Source organism: Dolichospermum sp. LEGE 00240 (assembly GCF_015207875.1).
GTDB classification, from domain to species: domain Bacteria; phylum Cyanobacteriota; class Cyanobacteriia; order Cyanobacteriales; family Nostocaceae; genus Dolichospermum; species Dolichospermum gracile.
The window spans coordinates 98,926-114,809 of sequence record NZ_JADEVZ010000004.1 but is presented as its reverse complement, the minus strand read 5'-3'; the positions used below and the strand labels follow the sequence as shown (position 1 = coordinate 114,809).

At 41.1% G+C, this 15,884-nt stretch carries 18 protein-coding genes; 10 read left to right on the top strand and 8 right to left on the bottom strand.

What is annotated here, in order from left to right; all coding sequences use genetic code 11:
- Window positions 1-466 precede the first annotated feature (466 nt).
- Together IQ226_RS02260 and IQ226_RS02255 are read right to left on the bottom strand one after the other, a co-directional pair.
- Window positions 467-1,408 (bottom strand): cell division protein FtsQ/DivIB, encoded by a 942-nt coding sequence (locus IQ226_RS02260; protein ID WP_193891557.1) that lies wholly within the window; start codon window positions 1,406-1,408, stop codon window positions 467-469.
- 108 nt (window positions 1,409-1,516) lie between these two features.
- Entirely contained in the window at window positions 1,517-1,918 is a 402-nt protein-coding gene (locus IQ226_RS02255; protein ID WP_193891554.1) for a hypothetical protein, read from the bottom strand.
- Window positions 1,919-2,416: 498 nt separating this feature from the next.
- Between IQ226_RS02255 and IQ226_RS02250 the strand changes: the two genes are divergently transcribed.
- The 6 genes from IQ226_RS02250 to psaI all read left to right on the top strand — a co-directional run bounded on the left by IQ226_RS02250 (window position 2,417) and on the right by psaI (window position 9,381).
- Window positions 2,417-3,247: a photosystem II manganese-stabilizing polypeptide gene (locus IQ226_RS02250; RefSeq protein ID WP_193891551.1), complete on the top strand. Its 831-nt coding sequence runs from the start codon at window positions 2,417-2,419 to the stop codon at window positions 3,245-3,247.
- A gap of 993 nt (window positions 3,248-4,240) precedes the next feature.
- Window positions 4,241-5,035, top strand: coding sequence for an RNA polymerase sigma factor SigF (locus IQ226_RS02245; protein ID WP_193891548.1), 795 nt, complete (start codon window positions 4,241-4,243; stop codon window positions 5,033-5,035).
- A 317-nt stretch (window positions 5,036-5,352) separates the two neighbouring features.
- Complete coding sequence (locus IQ226_RS02240) at window positions 5,353-6,207, top strand: hypothetical protein (protein ID WP_193891546.1); 855 nt, start codon at window positions 5,353-5,355, stop codon at window positions 6,205-6,207.
- 2 nt (window positions 6,208-6,209) lie between these two features.
- Window positions 6,210-6,458, top strand: coding sequence for a hypothetical protein (locus IQ226_RS02235; RefSeq protein WP_193891543.1), 249 nt, complete (start codon window positions 6,210-6,212; stop codon window positions 6,456-6,458).
- A 407-nt stretch (window positions 6,459-6,865) separates the two neighbouring features.
- Window positions 6,866-9,142: a hypothetical protein gene (locus tag IQ226_RS02230; RefSeq protein ID WP_228039200.1), complete on the top strand. Its 2,277-nt coding sequence runs from the start codon at window positions 6,866-6,868 to the stop codon at window positions 9,140-9,142.
- A 98-nt stretch (window positions 9,143-9,240) separates the two neighbouring features.
- Complete coding sequence (psaI, locus tag IQ226_RS02225; RefSeq protein ID WP_193891539.1) at window positions 9,241-9,381, top strand: photosystem I reaction center subunit VIII; 141 nt, start codon at window positions 9,241-9,243, stop codon at window positions 9,379-9,381.
- A gap of 371 nt (window positions 9,382-9,752) precedes the next feature.
- On the opposite strand, the gene IQ226_RS02220 is transcribed toward psaI, so the two are convergent.
- The 6 genes from IQ226_RS02220 to IQ226_RS02195 all read right to left on the bottom strand — a co-directional run bounded on the left by IQ226_RS02220 (window position 9,753) and on the right by IQ226_RS02195 (window position 12,228).
- Window positions 9,753-9,872, bottom strand: coding sequence for a photosystem II reaction center protein J (locus IQ226_RS02220; RefSeq protein ID WP_015081481.1), 120 nt, complete (start codon window positions 9,870-9,872; stop codon window positions 9,753-9,755).
- Between the two features lie 166 nt (window positions 9,873-10,038).
- The gene (locus tag IQ226_RS02215; protein ID WP_015081482.1) at window positions 10,039-10,158 is read right to left on the bottom strand and encodes a photosystem II reaction center protein L; all 120 of its coding nucleotides are present in this window, start codon (window positions 10,156-10,158) and stop codon (window positions 10,039-10,041) included.
- Between the two features lie 9 nt (window positions 10,159-10,167).
- On the bottom strand, window positions 10,168-10,305 hold the full coding sequence (gene psbF, locus IQ226_RS02210) for a cytochrome b559 subunit beta (RefSeq protein ID WP_010997987.1): 138 nt from the start codon (window positions 10,303-10,305) through the stop codon (window positions 10,168-10,170).
- A gap of 9 nt (window positions 10,306-10,314) precedes the next feature.
- Window positions 10,315-10,563 (bottom strand): cytochrome b559 subunit alpha, encoded by a 249-nt coding sequence (gene psbE, locus IQ226_RS02205; RefSeq protein ID WP_015081483.1) that lies wholly within the window; start codon window positions 10,561-10,563, stop codon window positions 10,315-10,317.
- 176 nt (window positions 10,564-10,739) lie between these two features.
- Window positions 10,740-11,759, bottom strand: a complete 1,020-nt coding sequence (locus IQ226_RS02200; RefSeq protein WP_193891537.1) for a photosynthesis system II assembly factor Ycf48 — start codon at window positions 11,757-11,759, stop codon at window positions 10,740-10,742.
- Between the two features lie 124 nt (window positions 11,760-11,883).
- Window positions 11,884-12,228 (bottom strand): rubredoxin, encoded by a 345-nt coding sequence (locus tag IQ226_RS02195; RefSeq protein WP_168466460.1) that lies wholly within the window; start codon window positions 12,226-12,228, stop codon window positions 11,884-11,886.
- A gap of 262 nt (window positions 12,229-12,490) precedes the next feature.
- Between IQ226_RS02195 and IQ226_RS02190 the strand changes: the two genes are divergently transcribed.
- The 4 genes from IQ226_RS02190 to mgtE all read left to right on the top strand — a co-directional run bounded on the left by IQ226_RS02190 (window position 12,491) and on the right by mgtE (window position 15,746).
- Window positions 12,491-12,853, top strand: a complete 363-nt coding sequence (locus IQ226_RS02190; RefSeq protein WP_027404721.1) for an NAD(P)H-quinone oxidoreductase subunit 3 — start codon at window positions 12,491-12,493, stop codon at window positions 12,851-12,853.
- The gene (locus IQ226_RS02185) at window positions 12,844-13,581 is read left to right on the top strand and encodes an NADH dehydrogenase subunit K (protein WP_193891535.1); all 738 of its coding nucleotides are present in this window, start codon (window positions 12,844-12,846) and stop codon (window positions 13,579-13,581) included. Before IQ226_RS02190 ends, IQ226_RS02185 begins: the two co-directional genes overlap by 10 nt.
- Window positions 13,574-14,101, top strand: a complete 528-nt coding sequence (locus IQ226_RS02180) for an NAD(P)H-quinone oxidoreductase subunit J (RefSeq protein ID WP_193891533.1) — start codon at window positions 13,574-13,576, stop codon at window positions 14,099-14,101. Before IQ226_RS02185 ends, IQ226_RS02180 begins: the two co-directional genes overlap by 8 nt.
- A gap of 295 nt (window positions 14,102-14,396) precedes the next feature.
- Window positions 14,397-15,746, top strand: coding sequence for a magnesium transporter (gene mgtE, locus IQ226_RS02175; RefSeq protein ID WP_193891531.1), 1,350 nt, complete (start codon window positions 14,397-14,399; stop codon window positions 15,744-15,746).
- The last annotated feature ends 138 nt before the right edge of the window (window positions 15,747-15,884 follow it).

Here is a 15,884-nt window from a genome sequence, read left to right as displayed (position 1 = left end):
CGTTAGCTAAACTTCTCCGTAGCCCCCACTATAACAAAACAACCCTATCTATGGATTTCAAGCTGTTGGAACTGCTTGACAGCAGACATTCAACTGGTTATTAACTGTTCAATAGAGCTTAATGCTACTACCGCCGGGTGTTCGTCAAAAGTCAAAAGTAATATTGAGCAAGCTTTTTGGCAAAGCTTTTTGGCAATTGAGAATGGTTCATTCACTTAATCGGCAGTGTACTAGTAATGATTTTTAATAACCTCCCCACGTTTTTTGATGAATGTTTTTTAGTTACTAACTTTACAACCTCTGATATGGTTTTTTAACTAATGGCTAAAAAATCTCATATCTATATGTACAATATATAACTAATTTACAAAAATATAAAATTAGCAACTGAAGTTACTAACTTAGATGATTTGTCTGTTCAGCTAGACACACAGCAGAGGGATGTAGAAGGCAAAAATGTTGATTTTCAACGGATTGGTGTTTTGTTCGGTAAGTCTGATTTTTTGATCACTAAACCTGATTTTTTTTGATTCATTTGTACTAATGGAATAGCAGGATTTTTGAGATCAATGTAATCTATATTACTAAAATTAACTTTATTTGGTAAATGGCGCATTTGAACAAGCGCTTGAATTTGTTCAGTTAATCTATTGCTAGGGCTACCTAAATGCACATTTCCTAATTCAGTTTTCAAAATTAAATTTGTAGGATCTTGAAAATTAATTTCTGTCACTTGGAGAGAACTGCTACTGATAGCTTCATAAAGTTGCGTCCAGAATGGCTTGTATTGGGCGATCGCCCCAATGACTATGAGTCGAGGTAATTTGGACTTGGGGCTAATGGAGATATAGCCTGATAAAGGCATCCATAGGCCACTAGCATCCAACAAACCTAGTTCATTTTGTTTGTTAGCCGTACCGCTATTTTGTAAACAAGACTTAACCTCAGCCGACTTACCCGTAAAATCCGGATTCAGCACACAACTAGTTATCCTTTGATCTTCAGTTACTTGAGCTATCGCCACTGGTATTCGTTCCTGGATTTCAATAATTAAACCAGGAGGCAATAAACGACGGCTAACCGTAGCTTGGGCAATATTCGGTTGTTTTCTTAAAGAATCAGCAATCAGGGCAGGTTCAACTCGCCATAAAGACTGGGGAGACGACAACCCCAACAATGAATAAATATCCTTTTGCGTCAAAACTTGACCACCAGATTTAATCACTATTTGCCCCGAATCCTTTAACACCCACATCGGTTGGATTGCCCCCCAGAATAAAACCGCAGCAAATCCAGTTACAGCAAGTGTACGCCAAATAGCCTGAAGAATTTTGAGTTGTCGCTGCCGGCGTAATTTTTGGCGGCGTTTAGCTAAATTTGTTCGAGAAACTGATAATATCCCAGCCATGTCAACCTCTTATGAATATCCATCCAATCTACAAAATAAATTGAACTATAGCGGTATGCACTTGAATGAGATACAGAATTTACCTAAAAAACCATACACCAAGGATTTTTAACTCTGTTCCCTGTTCCCTGTTCCCTGTTCCCTGCTATATTCTAATGAGTGATCAATGCTGAAAACATCATGAGTATAGTTGGGGAGAGCATCCTCATTACTAACTTCCTCCGACAAATTTGCTAACAAAGCTTGTACTCGCATTCGCCCAATATAAGGCCAACCCCCCTCAGACTCAATATCTCGCAGCAGCGAGTATAATCTTTGGCGATTAGTCGGCAAATTTTCCTGAAACACCCCATCCCGAATTTCTTTGTGCAACATTTCTAAATGACGTAACAAAGCTAATAATGCAATCACATCTCCTTCACAGTTCCGAGCTACATCTTGAACCGCACCGGAAATCGCCTGTAGCTGGCAGGACAAATCCCCAGATGCACAATTTTGATCATGGTTCATGGAACGTTTTACTCCATAAAACTAATACGATACTGGAAAAGTCCCTAAATTGATCAACAAAAGAGTCAGATATGGCGGTATGCACTGGAATCAGGGACAAACATTAAGTCAAAAGCCATCCAGCACTTCTGACTCCTGAATGGGTGCAGGCCCTGCACCCGTATCTCCTGAATATATAACTTTCTCACTATTCTCAGGTAATGAGAATCCTTGATGGTAAGGTAGAGAAGGCTTTTTCATAATCTGTGCTGTATGACAGCAGGATTTAACCACTAGAGCGCTTTGATTTTGAGTTAAAAAAAGTCGTATGATCTGGCTAATTTCCTTATCCAAATACGTTTATTGTGTGTACTGGCAACACATACATAATCGCAAATGGATGCGGTTCACTGCTTAGTCTATGGTTTGAATTCTAGACTCAGAGACGCAATGCGTTTAAGTACGTTTAGCAAAGCAGTTTGACAACTTAGATATTAATTTTTGAGATTGAGGTTAACCATGAGGTATCGCGCTTTAATTGTTGCTTTCTTGGCTCTATGCTTAGGGCTAATCACCGCTTGCAGTGATGAACCTTCCACCAGCGTCCGTGATGTACTCACTTACGAACAAATTCGCGGCACCGGCTTGGCTAACAAATGTCCCCAACTAGCAGAAACTAGTCGTGGTTCAATTGCTATTGATCCTAGCGTGAAATATGGCATCAAAGAACTTTGTTTAGAACCAACTAGTTTCTTTGTCAAAGAAGAACCTGCCAACAAACGTCAAGTTGCCGAATTTGTCCCTGGTAAAGTTATGACTAGATATACTTCTACCATTGACCAAGTACAAGGTCAGCTAACCAGCAATGCAGACAATAGCTTAACCTTTAAGGAAGAAGATGGTCTGGACTTCCAAGCTATCACAGTTAAACTTCCTGGCGGTGAACTAGTACCCTTCTTATTTACCATCAAAAACTTAGTTGCACAAACACAACCTAACTTAACTAGCATCAATACATCCACTGATTTTGAAGGAACTTTTAAAGTACCTTCCTATCGTGGCGCTGCTTTTTTAGATCCTAAAGGTCGTGGTGTTGTGAGTGGCTATGATAACGCTGTAGCTTTACCGGCCGGATCTGATAATGAAGAATTGACCCGTACTAACGTCAAACGTGCAGAAATTCTCACAGGTAAAATTTCCTTACAAGTAGCCAAAGTAGACAATACTTCTGGTGAAATCGCTGGGACTTTTGAAAGTGAACAACCTTCGGATACAGATTTAGGTGCAGGTGAACCGAAAGAAGTGAAGATTCGTGGTTTGTTCTACGCACGTATCGAACCCCTTTCCTAAATATTAATACAACATCATAGGAGCGTATACTGCATAAATATTTTAGCAACTTAGTAACTTAATATACCTCTATGATGTTGAAGATGAATTCAGAAGTCACAAGAATTTATTTGTGGTAATTACCTCAACCAAGATGCACACTAATAGCTGAGTGCATCTTGGTTTTTTCTGGCAATACCTTGTCCAAATCGACAAAAGGTCTTGATTTGTAGGTTGGATTGAGGTATGTTCACGCTCGCGGAGCGTGGCGTTAGCCATAGTGTGGCGATAGCTTGCGTGGCGACGTAGAAGCCATAGCCATAACCCAACATGAGCGTCGGGTTGCGCTGTCGCTTAACCCGACCTACAAAAAATGGACAAGGTATTGTTCTGGGAAAACTAGTACAACACGGCATAAATAAACCAACCATTCTAAATCGTTAAAAAGCCTATACTGTCTTCGTTTTGACTTTTGACTATTTGTGTAAATTTATTGACCTAAAATTTTATTTTTATGTTTTCGGGTTTGAGATGAACTTAATTATTTAATTGCGTAACATTACTTTACTTAGTTAATCAAAAGAAGGCGGCAGATAAACAAAAATAATCGCAGCCCCAAGCTTGATAATCATCAACTATCTTTAATTCCCAAGACCTATAAACAAATCTCATGATTAATTAGTTAAATTAGGTACAATCCCGGTTTAATATTAGATAGCTAATTGTATATTTTAAGTCCATAATAGTTGTTTAATAAATTAGGAAACATACTCAGACTATTTGATTCACAGGGAACAGAAAAAACTCATGTTTAAAAACATGAAATTGAAATAATGACACTGTTTTTGAGATGGGTAGCACGAAAAAACATCTTTTTTTGACTGAAATTTTTACGGCAGTTTATCCGGGAAAACGGAACACGGGCAACGTCTCAAAAGCAAGAAAAAAACTGCGATCGCAGCTAGTTTAAAACCGACTATATACCCAATTTACTTGTTTAAAAATGAAACTGTTATGACTAATACAACTACCAACGAAACAAATATTAATGAACTGAAACATGAGATCTCACAGTTGTTGCGGGAGTATCAGCAATCCCCTTCAGAAAGAGTCCGCAATCAACTAGTACAACTCAATTTGGGACTAGTCAGGAAGGAAGCACATTATTGGATTAATCAGTGCAATGAGAGCTATGAGGATCTTATTCAAGTAGGCTGTATAGGTTTAATTAGAGCAATTGAGAAATTTGAACTTGCTAAGGGTAATGCTTTTAGTTCCTATGCGATGCCCTACATTCGGGGTGAAATTCAACACTATCTGCGAGATAAAGGTGTAACTGTCAGAATCCCCAGACGGTGGTTAGCGCTACAACAACAAGCTGTTGGAATTTCCCGTTCTCTCCGTGAACAATATCATCGCCAACCTACTGATAGAGAATTAGCTGTGGCATTGCAAATTTCTCTAAGTGAATGGCAAGAAATTAAATTAGCCTGGATTAACCGCGCCCCTTTGAGTTTGGATGTCCCCATACAAGATGGGGAAGAAGGTTCTACTTGTTTGGGTGAATTAGTTCCAGATAGCAAATATCGCAGTTTTCAACTAGCCCAAGAAGACCAAATTCGTTTACAACAAGCTATGATTCAGTTAGAAAAACGGACTCGTGAGGTTGTTGAGTGTATATTCTTGTACGATTTAACTCAAAAACAAGTGGCAGCATATTTAGGCATTAGTGTTGTGACAGTTTCTCGTCAAGTAAAAAAAGGCTTAGACTTGTTGAAAAAAATTATGGTTGGTGCGACAGAAGATTAGGGCGTTGCTGAATTGAGGTATGAAATTCCCAAATTGAATCTTGAAAACTCAAACCTCAGTGCGTCTTTGCTACGGCAGTCGCTCATGGGGGAAACCCCCAAGACCGCGCTGCCTCGCCTTTGCGTGAGACATTCATACCCTTAATCAGCAACGCCAAGATTAGTTATGGAATAGGATTCCGAAATATCAAAATTTAGGTTATAAAGAAGACAGAATTAAGCCTGTGGTCTAAAACAGGGGCTGATCAGCGACATAGTATAACACCATTAAGTACAAAGGCGATAAACAAACTTTTCTATAGTTTTTAAGAACAGCTAATGAGTAAAAATTCCCATATTGCTGCCGCAGCTATTTTAACAACCTTGGTACTTACTGGATGTACTATAGGTGAACCGCCAACAGCTACTAATCCTGCCAGTCCTCAATCAAATCCTGGTCTTCAAGTAACTACTCCGAAACCTGCACAGCCACCATCTTTGACTCAAACTTTTAATAATCCTCTTCTATCTAGTAAACTACCCGTGAGTCCTGGTTCAGTTGACAGTTTGATTCAACCAACAAATGGTACGGAGCGGTTGTTGGTAGTACAGAAAGGAAGAACTGATCCTTTTGGGCAAATTGTAGAGTCAATAGGTGTGACAAGAACTAAGCTCCCTGGCGAGAAAATTCCTGTTCCTAAATTACCCCTTTTACCTACAGCAACTCAGCCGAAACCAATAAAAACAATAGCAACTAAACCAGCAATTTTGTTAGGGAAAAAACCATTACAGATCGCTAGAAAACCCTTGATAAGACCAGTTTTACCTACGGTTTTGGCTGGATCTGTACCGTCTCCTAAACTGAAGACGATATTACCACCAGTGCCACAACCAGAAACGGCTAAAGCTGTAATTGTGACCGGTGTAATTTTAATTGGTAAAGTCCCTCAAGCAATTGTGCAAGTACCGGATGAGCCAACTAGTAGATATGTACAACCAGGACAAAGACTGGTGAATGGGGTGTTGGTAAAACGGATTGAAATGGGCAAAGGTGCTAATCCGACTGTGATTTTGGAACAGTACGGTGTGGAAGTTGCCAAACAAGTAGGGGAACAACCAATGAAAGTGTCTAAACCAGCGACTACAGCTGCGGTGGTGCAGCCGATGGCAAATCCTGTGGGGGCGGCTTCATAGCTATGAATTTACAAGAGCAAATAGCATTTACTGGTTTACCTTTGGCTGTATATCGGGAAATGGCGGCGCATCTGCGTCAGGTGTTCGGTGTGGAAGTGGGATTAATTCCACAAACATCTGTGGAGTTTGATTACAACCAAAGTCAAGTTTCTGGCTTATGGGTTTCATGGACACCAACTGCTGATGGAGAAAGTCGGGAAAGGTTTAAGCAGATAGTGGCTTATTATCAAAATCGCTATGAATTGCTATGAACTTAAATGAAGGTTGATGCTGTTCAAGAAGTTTTCGGTCGAATGTAATACAATTCAGGGCGGGGAAACCCCTACAGGTTTGGTGACTGACAACCAGATATTAACTTAAGCTAAGTTCGGTGTTAGGAGTTTCTCCTTCGGAGACGCTACGCGAACAGAGTTATGATTTTTTCAACGAGATCATCAGGGTTTGAGACTCATATTTGGGGCAGTTTTCCAAAAATTATCTTATGTCGAACTCAGGTAACTTAGGTTAAGAGAAGATAGCTGGGTTAAACTGACAAGCAGGTTAATGCAAAATATTTATTGGCTGCTCTTAGGTTTAGGCTTTGTTGATAATGGAAAACTGGCAATTTCTGATACAGAAACAGGGGGATCATACTTGGCGCACATTGGAGTCGTCAAATTTGAAGATTTGGGCAGGTAATTACCGAATTTTGGCTCGTTCTGGGCTGAATAATACGGATGTTGATGTGCGAGTTACCCATATATCTATTGATGAAGTTCCACCAAAACGGAGACTTCTCAAGCGATCGCGCCGGACTAATAGTGAAGGACTGATGGCTGTAATTCCTTTTACCCAGTTTAAACCAGGGATTTGGGAATTACGCTGCTCTGGAGATATTATGTCAGATATGCTGGGCCAGTCCTGGCAACGTACCCTGATGATTCACGTATCACCACCAGAAACTAGTGCTGCGCTGCCTCCTCAACTGGTTGAGGAATCTGATCTGGCTGTGGATGCTGATACTGAAGTCAGTATTGTGATGAATCACGGTACTCCAGTCTGGTTTAAGGGGGAAACAACTGAGCAGATTTTACGAAACTTATTAGATTTAGCTGTACCTGAAGATGAACCCTTACTAGATGAGGAGACTATTGAAAATGCGCCGACTTTACCACCACCTCTACTACTGAATCTGAGTTTAGATCAAGATACTTATATTGTTTCTTGGGGAGACAATTTTACGATTCATGGTGATGTGGAAGTAAATGAAATAGAGAATCTGACAAATGCAGGATTTTCCCTGGGGGGACTTTGCCAACTTCGGCTAGAAATTGCCTTGCGATCGCCTTTAGAATCAAAAATTCTCAACCGGATTCAGCAGCCATTAACAAATCAAGTCTTACCTTTTGGTTTTAGTAGTTTGATTAATATTCCCCTCAACTGTGAATCTAAGTTACTTTTAGCAGATATTAATTTATATGGTGCATTAACTGATGTTGGTGAGGTCATACTCTTAGCTAATCATACCTTTACGATTACAGCCGATGTCACTGAATTACTAGCAATACAAACCTTCCCATCCCATTCTCGTCAAAATTTACCAGAAACAAATCCACCCGTTAAACCTCAGCCCTCTGTTAAAATTCGATTAGAACTTTTTAATGTAGCTAAAACGCCAAATTTAGCCCAGTTTCACATTTTAAAACCTTCTCCAAACCGACCTTTACCACCCCAGATTAAACCTCTGGTATCCTTGAAAGTTTTTTCACCACAATTACCAAATTTACCTCAAAATCCCAGGACTGAGATTACTACTGATTCGCCACCAGACTCTCTGGCAAAAACCCTGGCTATTCATCCAATTGATTTGAAAAAGTTGGTAATTAAACCAGTTAACACTACTTTACCTTACTTGAAACGGTTGCAGGTTAAGCGAACTTCCGGGGAAAGAGTCATTGATCAGTTGGATGTTGCCGAGAAAGACTTAGCACCTGTGAAGAAAACGCCACGTTTACCCATTGTAGGAACTTCATCAGTAAAAACACCGGAATCACCAATTGATGATCTGCCACAGGCTGATGAGTCTGTGCTGGAGGACACATACTATGCAGAATTGATCGCGGAAATTGTGGCGGAGACGAAGGGATTGCAGCAGCGCTTCGCGATCGCAGATGAGGAATTAAATACAGTTTATTCTCAGGAAAATTACTTAATTCCCCAGGATGGGGAATTGAATGTAGTTGATGTTCAGGAGGATTCCCCTCGCTTACAACAATGGGTAGACAGCCAAGGGTACTTATTAATTGAAGCTGTTTCCGAAGAATCCTTAGACAAGGATGCTGATGAGGAAATAGCAACTCAGGTAGATTCTCTTGCTGACAATCTTCTCTTAGAACTTAATCAACCGGAAATAGTCACTGTCACCAGTCCAACCACAACCCAGCCGGGATGGTTGTCACAAGAAATAGTTATAGATGATCTGGTGGTGAGAGAGGATGGGGATAGGTTGGGTGATGAAGCTATAGATGACCATAATTATTCTCTTGTCCTGGAGGATAAAGCTACACCGGAGAAATCTGGCGTGATCATGGAGTCTTTACCAACTCCCCAATTGTCTTTACTAGAGGGTGAACTTGTTGCTGGTACATCTGTAATGGTGCGTGTAACAATACCCGAAGTTTCATCTGCGTTAGCTGTTAAGTTATGGGTGGAAGATTACCAAACTCGGAGTCTCCTGGATGGACCACATATTCTATCAGATTTACGTTCTAATGCCTGGGGAGAAGAAGAAACGGCAATTTACCTCAAAGTTCCTTTTGGCTGCTTAGAAATCCGGTTATCGGCGATCGCTCTTGATCAGACTACTCAGCAGGAAAGCGACAAATTCACGATTATTAAGACAGTAATTCCTCCTAATTTACCAACCATAGAACTGGATGAAATGTTGGGAATGTAAAAAGCTGTGTTAAAAATCTTGATCATTTGGCAAATTAGGGAGGGTTTTGCAGTAAGCTCAATTTGAATTGTAGTAAGACTTTACAGGACTTTAATTCTATGTCAAGTTCATTTTTGCCTACTATTTTGGCTTATTCCTCCTTTTTACCTTCTGTTTTCGTTCCCCTAACTGGCTTGGTTTTACCAGCAGTTATTTTCGCATTTTTGTTTTCATACATTGAAAGCGAAGATATTGCTTAATTAGAGTATGGGTAATTGGTTAACGTGAGTTCGACACGGAGAGGGGTTGGGGTGAGGTTCAATGACTCCTACGTCGTCACGCTACGCTATCGAATTCACGTTTGGTTACTTGATTTTTTCGCCAATTACTTATTTACAAACAAAACCGCCTAAATCAATGATTTAGGCGGTTTTTATAGCGATTTTTGCAGAATAAGTTCAGAAATGATAATCAAGCAAAAATCCAGTTTTTTGTATTTCTAATTGCTATCTTCTTCCAGAATAGTAGTTATCAGGTAGGTGAGGACAGAAATTGGTGAAAAAAGTCATAACACAAAAGACTTTCAAACTGCCTATTCCCTGTTCCCTATTCTCTGTTCCCTGCTATGGGATTACATTGAAGAACCAATTCCTGAGTAAGATCCATAAAAGAAAATACCTACAACAGTTATTACACCTAATCCTGCGATCGTAGCGACGACCCACAGAGGAATTCTTCCACTTCCAGACACAGTTTTTTCCTCACTTACAAAAATTGTCGGTTGTCAGTTGTCAGTTGTCAGTTGTCAGTTGTCGGTTGTCAGTTGTCAGTTGAGAATATTATTTCTGTAACTTGTTACCTATTACCTATTACCTGTTACCTGTCACCTAACTAGCAACTGACGTTAAAAAGTCCAGTTAATTAAAGAAGTAACTGGAAAATAGAATTCCCAGAACGAAGACTAATAGTAGTCCGAGATAGAGAGAGGTACGGTTTAATTCAACCGGTTGTTGATTGGGATTAGGCGTTCTTTCCATGATTAACTCCTAGCGTTGAATAAACTGCATTGAGGCGATCGCGCCCAAAAAGAATACAGTAGGGACAGCTAAGGTATGCACCGCGATCCATCTGACTGTAAAAATAGGATAGGTAACTGGTTGATTGATGTTATTACCGCTAGTCATGATCTCAAATTATTTTCCAATAAAGGTTTCTACTTGTTTTTTTGCTTCAAAACGATTGCTGACAATTGGCACTTCTTGACGGACTTGAGTAAAATACTCATTAGGACGGGGTGTACCAAATACATCATAAGCTAGACCAGTGCTGACAAATAACCAACCGGCAACAAACAATGCAGGAATGGTGATGCTGTGAATTACCCAGTAACGAATACTGGTAACAATGTCAGAAAACGGACGTTCTCCAGTGGTACCTGCCATTTATTTCACTCCCTTATCAAAAACTATTATTGAGTTTATTATCCTACAAAGTTTAGACAGAGTTACAATTTACAACTTTCTTCTGGGGAATACATCCACAGTACCGCTTCGCGGAAGTCAAAAGTCAATTGAGAATGACTATTTTTTTGACGCTGTGTTGTACTAGTGGGGTGTAATTACGCCGCTGGGGCCGCTGTTGCCTCTGGTTTGGGGTTATATTTGAGCAAAACACCGCGATCGCCAATGACAAAGCCTTGATCGGCGTTAAAAAACACAATTTTGTAAAGGTTAGCTGCAACTGTTTCTACATCACGGTCTTTTTCCCAAGTTTTACCACCATCAGTGCTGCGGAGTAAATTACCGCTACCACCACCTACCCAAATTTCTTCAGGTGTGCGGTAGGCTAAATCCAGCAAACCCCAACTAGTGGACAACTCTGGATATTGTACCTCTAACCACTCTTCCGGTTTTGTCGGATCACTAAATTGTACTTGGCCACCCCGTGCTAACAACCACATTTGTCCATCCTTAGTAAAACCCATATTTTCCAAACGACGGGAACTATTGCGGTTATGGGGTTGCCAAGCATTTTGGCCTGGTTCCCAAGTAGAGTAAAAACTGCCTTTAGCAGAAACGGCGATATACTTGCCATCAGGCGATCGCTCCAAATTTCGCACCACACCAACAGCCGCCTCCAAACTGGCTTTCCAGTTTTGACCACCATCTGTAGTTTGATAAATAGCCCCCACATCAGTGGCCATTTCCGCCGCCTTTTCCCCTGTTGCCGTCACAGCAATTGGATTACCCGGTAACTTTTCGCTTAAAGCAATCCGTGACCAAGACTTACCCTCATCAGTCGTATGCAGCAGTAGAGAAGGTTCTCCCCCAATCCAACCTTCCTGACCAGAAAAACTCACAGAGTTAAACCGATATCGAGGATCATCCAACTCTAATTTTAGCGGTTGCCAATTCTCACCACCATCATTAGTTTCCAAGAGAGTGGCATTACCACCCACCAAATAACCATGTTGAGAATTACCCGTAAAGGCAATATCTAGCAACTTCGCATCCGTGGGAACATTAATCACTTGCCAGGGATTGTAGCTAAGAGAAGAAACACCACTACACCCAATACAAGCGATAACTACTATTAATGCGGCAACAAACTTTTGCCACTTTTTTACAATTGAGTGCATCAGTATTACTGAGGTTTTCCTAAATTTGGTAGATTTTTGTCGAATTCCCTGCAAAGAGAAGTTTTTTCTCTTCCCTGTTCCCTTTTCCCTGTTCCCTATTGCTCGTAAACAAAGATAGCGGTTGCTACTGTAGTCCGTAAAGGCTAATGAAAAACAAGAATCCCAGAGCCAAAGCCCCAAAAATCAAAATGTTCTTTTGAGTTGGTGTCAGCGTATTACCACCTAAACCGTAACCCAAATTCTCCTTAAACCCAGAGGCAGTACCCGCCGGTCCAATATTCGCAAAAGCAGTTTTCTTGGCTATACAAACCGGACAACGCCAATTTGTCGGCAGTTCCGCAAAAAGTGTTCCGGGGGGAACATCACTTTTATCGTCTCCCTTCTCAGGTTCATAAACATAACCGCAAGAGCGACACTCATAGCGGTCTAACACTGGAGTTTCCATAGCTTGTTCAGCTTGTTCACTCATGGCTTTTAGTCTCGCTTCAGAGGAATTATTAAATATACGTTACAAATTATGACATAATTGCTGGACTTTTCTATCACTAATCAAAAGGATTCAAATACAAGGATCTTCTCTGTTGCCCAGATTTCAGAAAACCCTAAAAGATATAATGTAAAAGAACATCATCCAGATATTTCACTGAACAGTTGTTAGTTGCCACCTATCAAGTCATAAAACTGATAACTGATAGCTTATTCCCTTACACCATTAGCGGTAGAAAAACATTGTGTTTGTTCTTAGCGGTTACGAGTACCTTCTAGGCTTTTTCATCCTGTGTAGCCTAGTACCAGTCCTAGCACTGTCAGCCTCAAAAATTCTTAGACCCAGTGGTAACAGTCTAGAAAGACGCACTACTTACGAATGCGGACTAGAACCTACTGGCGGGGCTTGGATTCAGTTCAACATTCGCTACTATATGTTTGCTCTGGTCTTCGTTGTTTTCGACGTAGAAACAGTATTTTTGTATCCTTGGGCAGTTGCATTTAACCGATTGGGTTTATTGGCATTTATCGAAGCCCTAGTCTTTATTTCGATTCTTATCATCGCCTTAGTTTACGCATGGCGGAAAGGAGCTTTGGAATGGTCTTAAATTCTAATATCATCACCCAGGACACAGAACAAATCATCAACCCCATCCAACGGCCGACAGTCACCCATGAACTGTCAGAAAACGTCATTTTAACCACCGTTGATGACCTTTACAACTGGGCGCGGCTTTCTAGTTTGTGGCCTTTACTGTTTGGTACAGCTTGCTGCTTCATTGAATTTGCGGCATTAATCGGCTCGCGCTTCGACTTTGACCGTTTTGGGTTAATTCCCCGTTGCAGCCCCCGCCAAGCCGATTTAATCATCACTGCGGGAACAATTACCATGAAGATGGCTCCCCAACTGGTGCGTCTTTATGAACAAATGCCCGAACCCAAATATGTAATTGCTATGGGTGCTTGTACAATTACCGGGGGAATGTTTAGCGTTGACTCCCCGACAGCAGTACGCGGAGTTGATAAACTAATTCCCGTAGATGTATATTTACCTGGTTGTCCTCCTCGTCCAGAAGCGATTATTGACGCAATTATTAAACTGCGGAAAAAAATTGCCAATGAGTCCATGCAGGAACGGGATAATATCAAGCAAGTCCACCGTTACTACAGCACAACTCATAATATGAAGCCAGTTCCCGAAATCCTAACTGGTAAGTATATGCAGTCAGATACTCGCTTTAATCCGCCCAAAGAATTAACAGAAGCAATTGGTATGGCTGTACCCCCAGGATTGTTGACAGCAAAGACACAGAAGGAGGAACAAGCGCGTGGCTGAAGAAGAATCGAAACCAGTTCCCCCAGCGGAAGCAGCTTTAGTTCAACCCGGTAAAGTTTCCCAATGGTTAGGGTCAAATGGCTTTTTCCATGAGTTTCTAGAATTTGACGCTAACGGCGTAGAAATAATTAAAGTCCCTGCAAATTTTCTCCTTCCCATTTCTACGGCTTTGTACGCCTATGGGTTTAATTATCTCCAATTTCAGGGGGGGATTGACTTAGGTGCAGGAGAAGAATTGGTAAGTGTTTATCATTTACTTAAAGTTAGTGATAATGCTGACCGTCCTGAAGAAATTAGGGTGAAAGTGTTTTTACCTAGAGAGAATCCCTCTGTGCCTTCAGTTTACTGGATTTGGAAAACAGCAGACTGGCAAGAACGGGAAAGCTATGATATGTATGGCATCGTCTATGAAGGTCATCCTAACTTGAAGCGGATTTTGATGCCAGAAGATTGGGTAGGTTGGCCTTTACGGAAGGATTATATCTCACCTGATTTTTACGAGTTACAAAACGCTTATTAAGGATTGCTGGAATTGAGTTTTCAGTGGTGACAATTAACCCCTTTCCAGTTGTGGAGAGGGGTAATATTTTTTATGTCGTCCTGGATATGACAAATTCAGCTTAAAATGTCGCACAGTATCGGAAAATTGAATTCCGAGCTAAACTCTTTAATTAGCGGTGCTATTTTTAGTTTTCACGTTGATATTCAATTTTACGAGAGGTTATGGACAAAAGTCCAACAGATGGCAGTAGTATCCTCCTCTAAGCTGGCGAGAAAGTTTCCCAGCGCGGGGGAGACTTTAGGAGATTTCTATTATGCTTACACAGGAAATTCGCAAGTCCTTAGATATTGCTGACTTAAATCGGCTTAAATATGACCTAAATTGTTTGCAGCCAGTAGACGTGGGTGAGTATATCACTCAATTGCCTGAAAAACAAAGGGCGATCGCCTTCCGATTACTCAATAAAGATCAGGCCATAGATGTCTTTGAGTATTTACCCACAGAAGTACAGGAAGACCTGATTAATTCCCTCCACGATACCCAGGTAGTAGACCTCGTTGAAGAAATGAGTCCTGATGAACGGGCATATTTATTTGATGAACTGCCGGCGGGAGTAGTCAAACGCTTATTACAACAACTCAGTCCCGAACAAAGACAAGCTACAGCCACAATTCTCGGCTATCCAGAAGGGACTGCGGGACGGGTAATGACAACGGAATATGTGCGCTTGCGACGAGGTTTAACTGTTGGTGAAGCCCTCAGTAAAATCCGCTTGCAAGATCAAGACAAGGAAACAATTTACTATGCCTATGTCACTGATGATAATCGCACCTTAGTGAGTGTTGTTTCTTTGCGGCAGCTATTATTTACCTTTCCTGATGTCTTAATTAAGGATATTGCCAGCGCCCACGTTGTCAAAGTTAGGACAGAAACCTCTCAGGAAGAAGTCGCCCGCATCATGCAGCGCTACGATCTAATCGCTATACCTGTGGTTGATAGAGAAGATAGATTAGTCGGTATTATTACGATTGATGATGTCGTAGATATTTTAGAAGAAGAAGCTACAGAAGATATCCAAAAATTGGCAGGGGTCAGTGGTGATGAAGAAGCCTTATCGCCCCCACATATTACCATTCGGAAACGGTTGCCTTGGTTATTGGGGATTATGGGATTGTATATTGGTGCTGCCAGTGCGATCGCTCCTTTTCAACAAGTCATCGCCGCTGTACCGGTTCTTGCCGTGATCATGCCCATATTTTCTAACACAGGGGGGACTGTAGGTATACAAGCCCTGACTGTCACTATTCGTGGTTTAGGTGTAGGAGAGGTAACACCCGAAGACACTAGCAAAATTCTCCGTAAAGAACTTTTAGCCGGCTTAGGAACAGCCGTAGCTTTAGGGCTGACAATGGTTGCCCTTTCCCTAATTTGGGCTAAACCCCAAGAAAGATGGGTAGCTTTAATCGCTGGGGCAGTTATGGCTACTAATACAATGGTGGCGGTGACTTTAGGGACTTTGCTACCAATGGGTTTAAAGCATTTAAAACTAGATCCCGCCTTAATGAGTGGTCCCTTAGTGACAACAATGCTAGATACCATCGGATTTTTAACCTTCCTCAGTATAATTTCTATCGCTTTAAAGGTATTTCACTTACAATCTTGAAACTGCTGGATAAACCGAAAACCTCAATAAATTAAGGGTTTCCAGTTTAGAAAGGTGAATTAGGTGCATCACTTTCCCAATTTTGAGACTTTTCTTACTCCTGACTCCTGGGCGGGGAAACCCCGCCCCTACTAACTT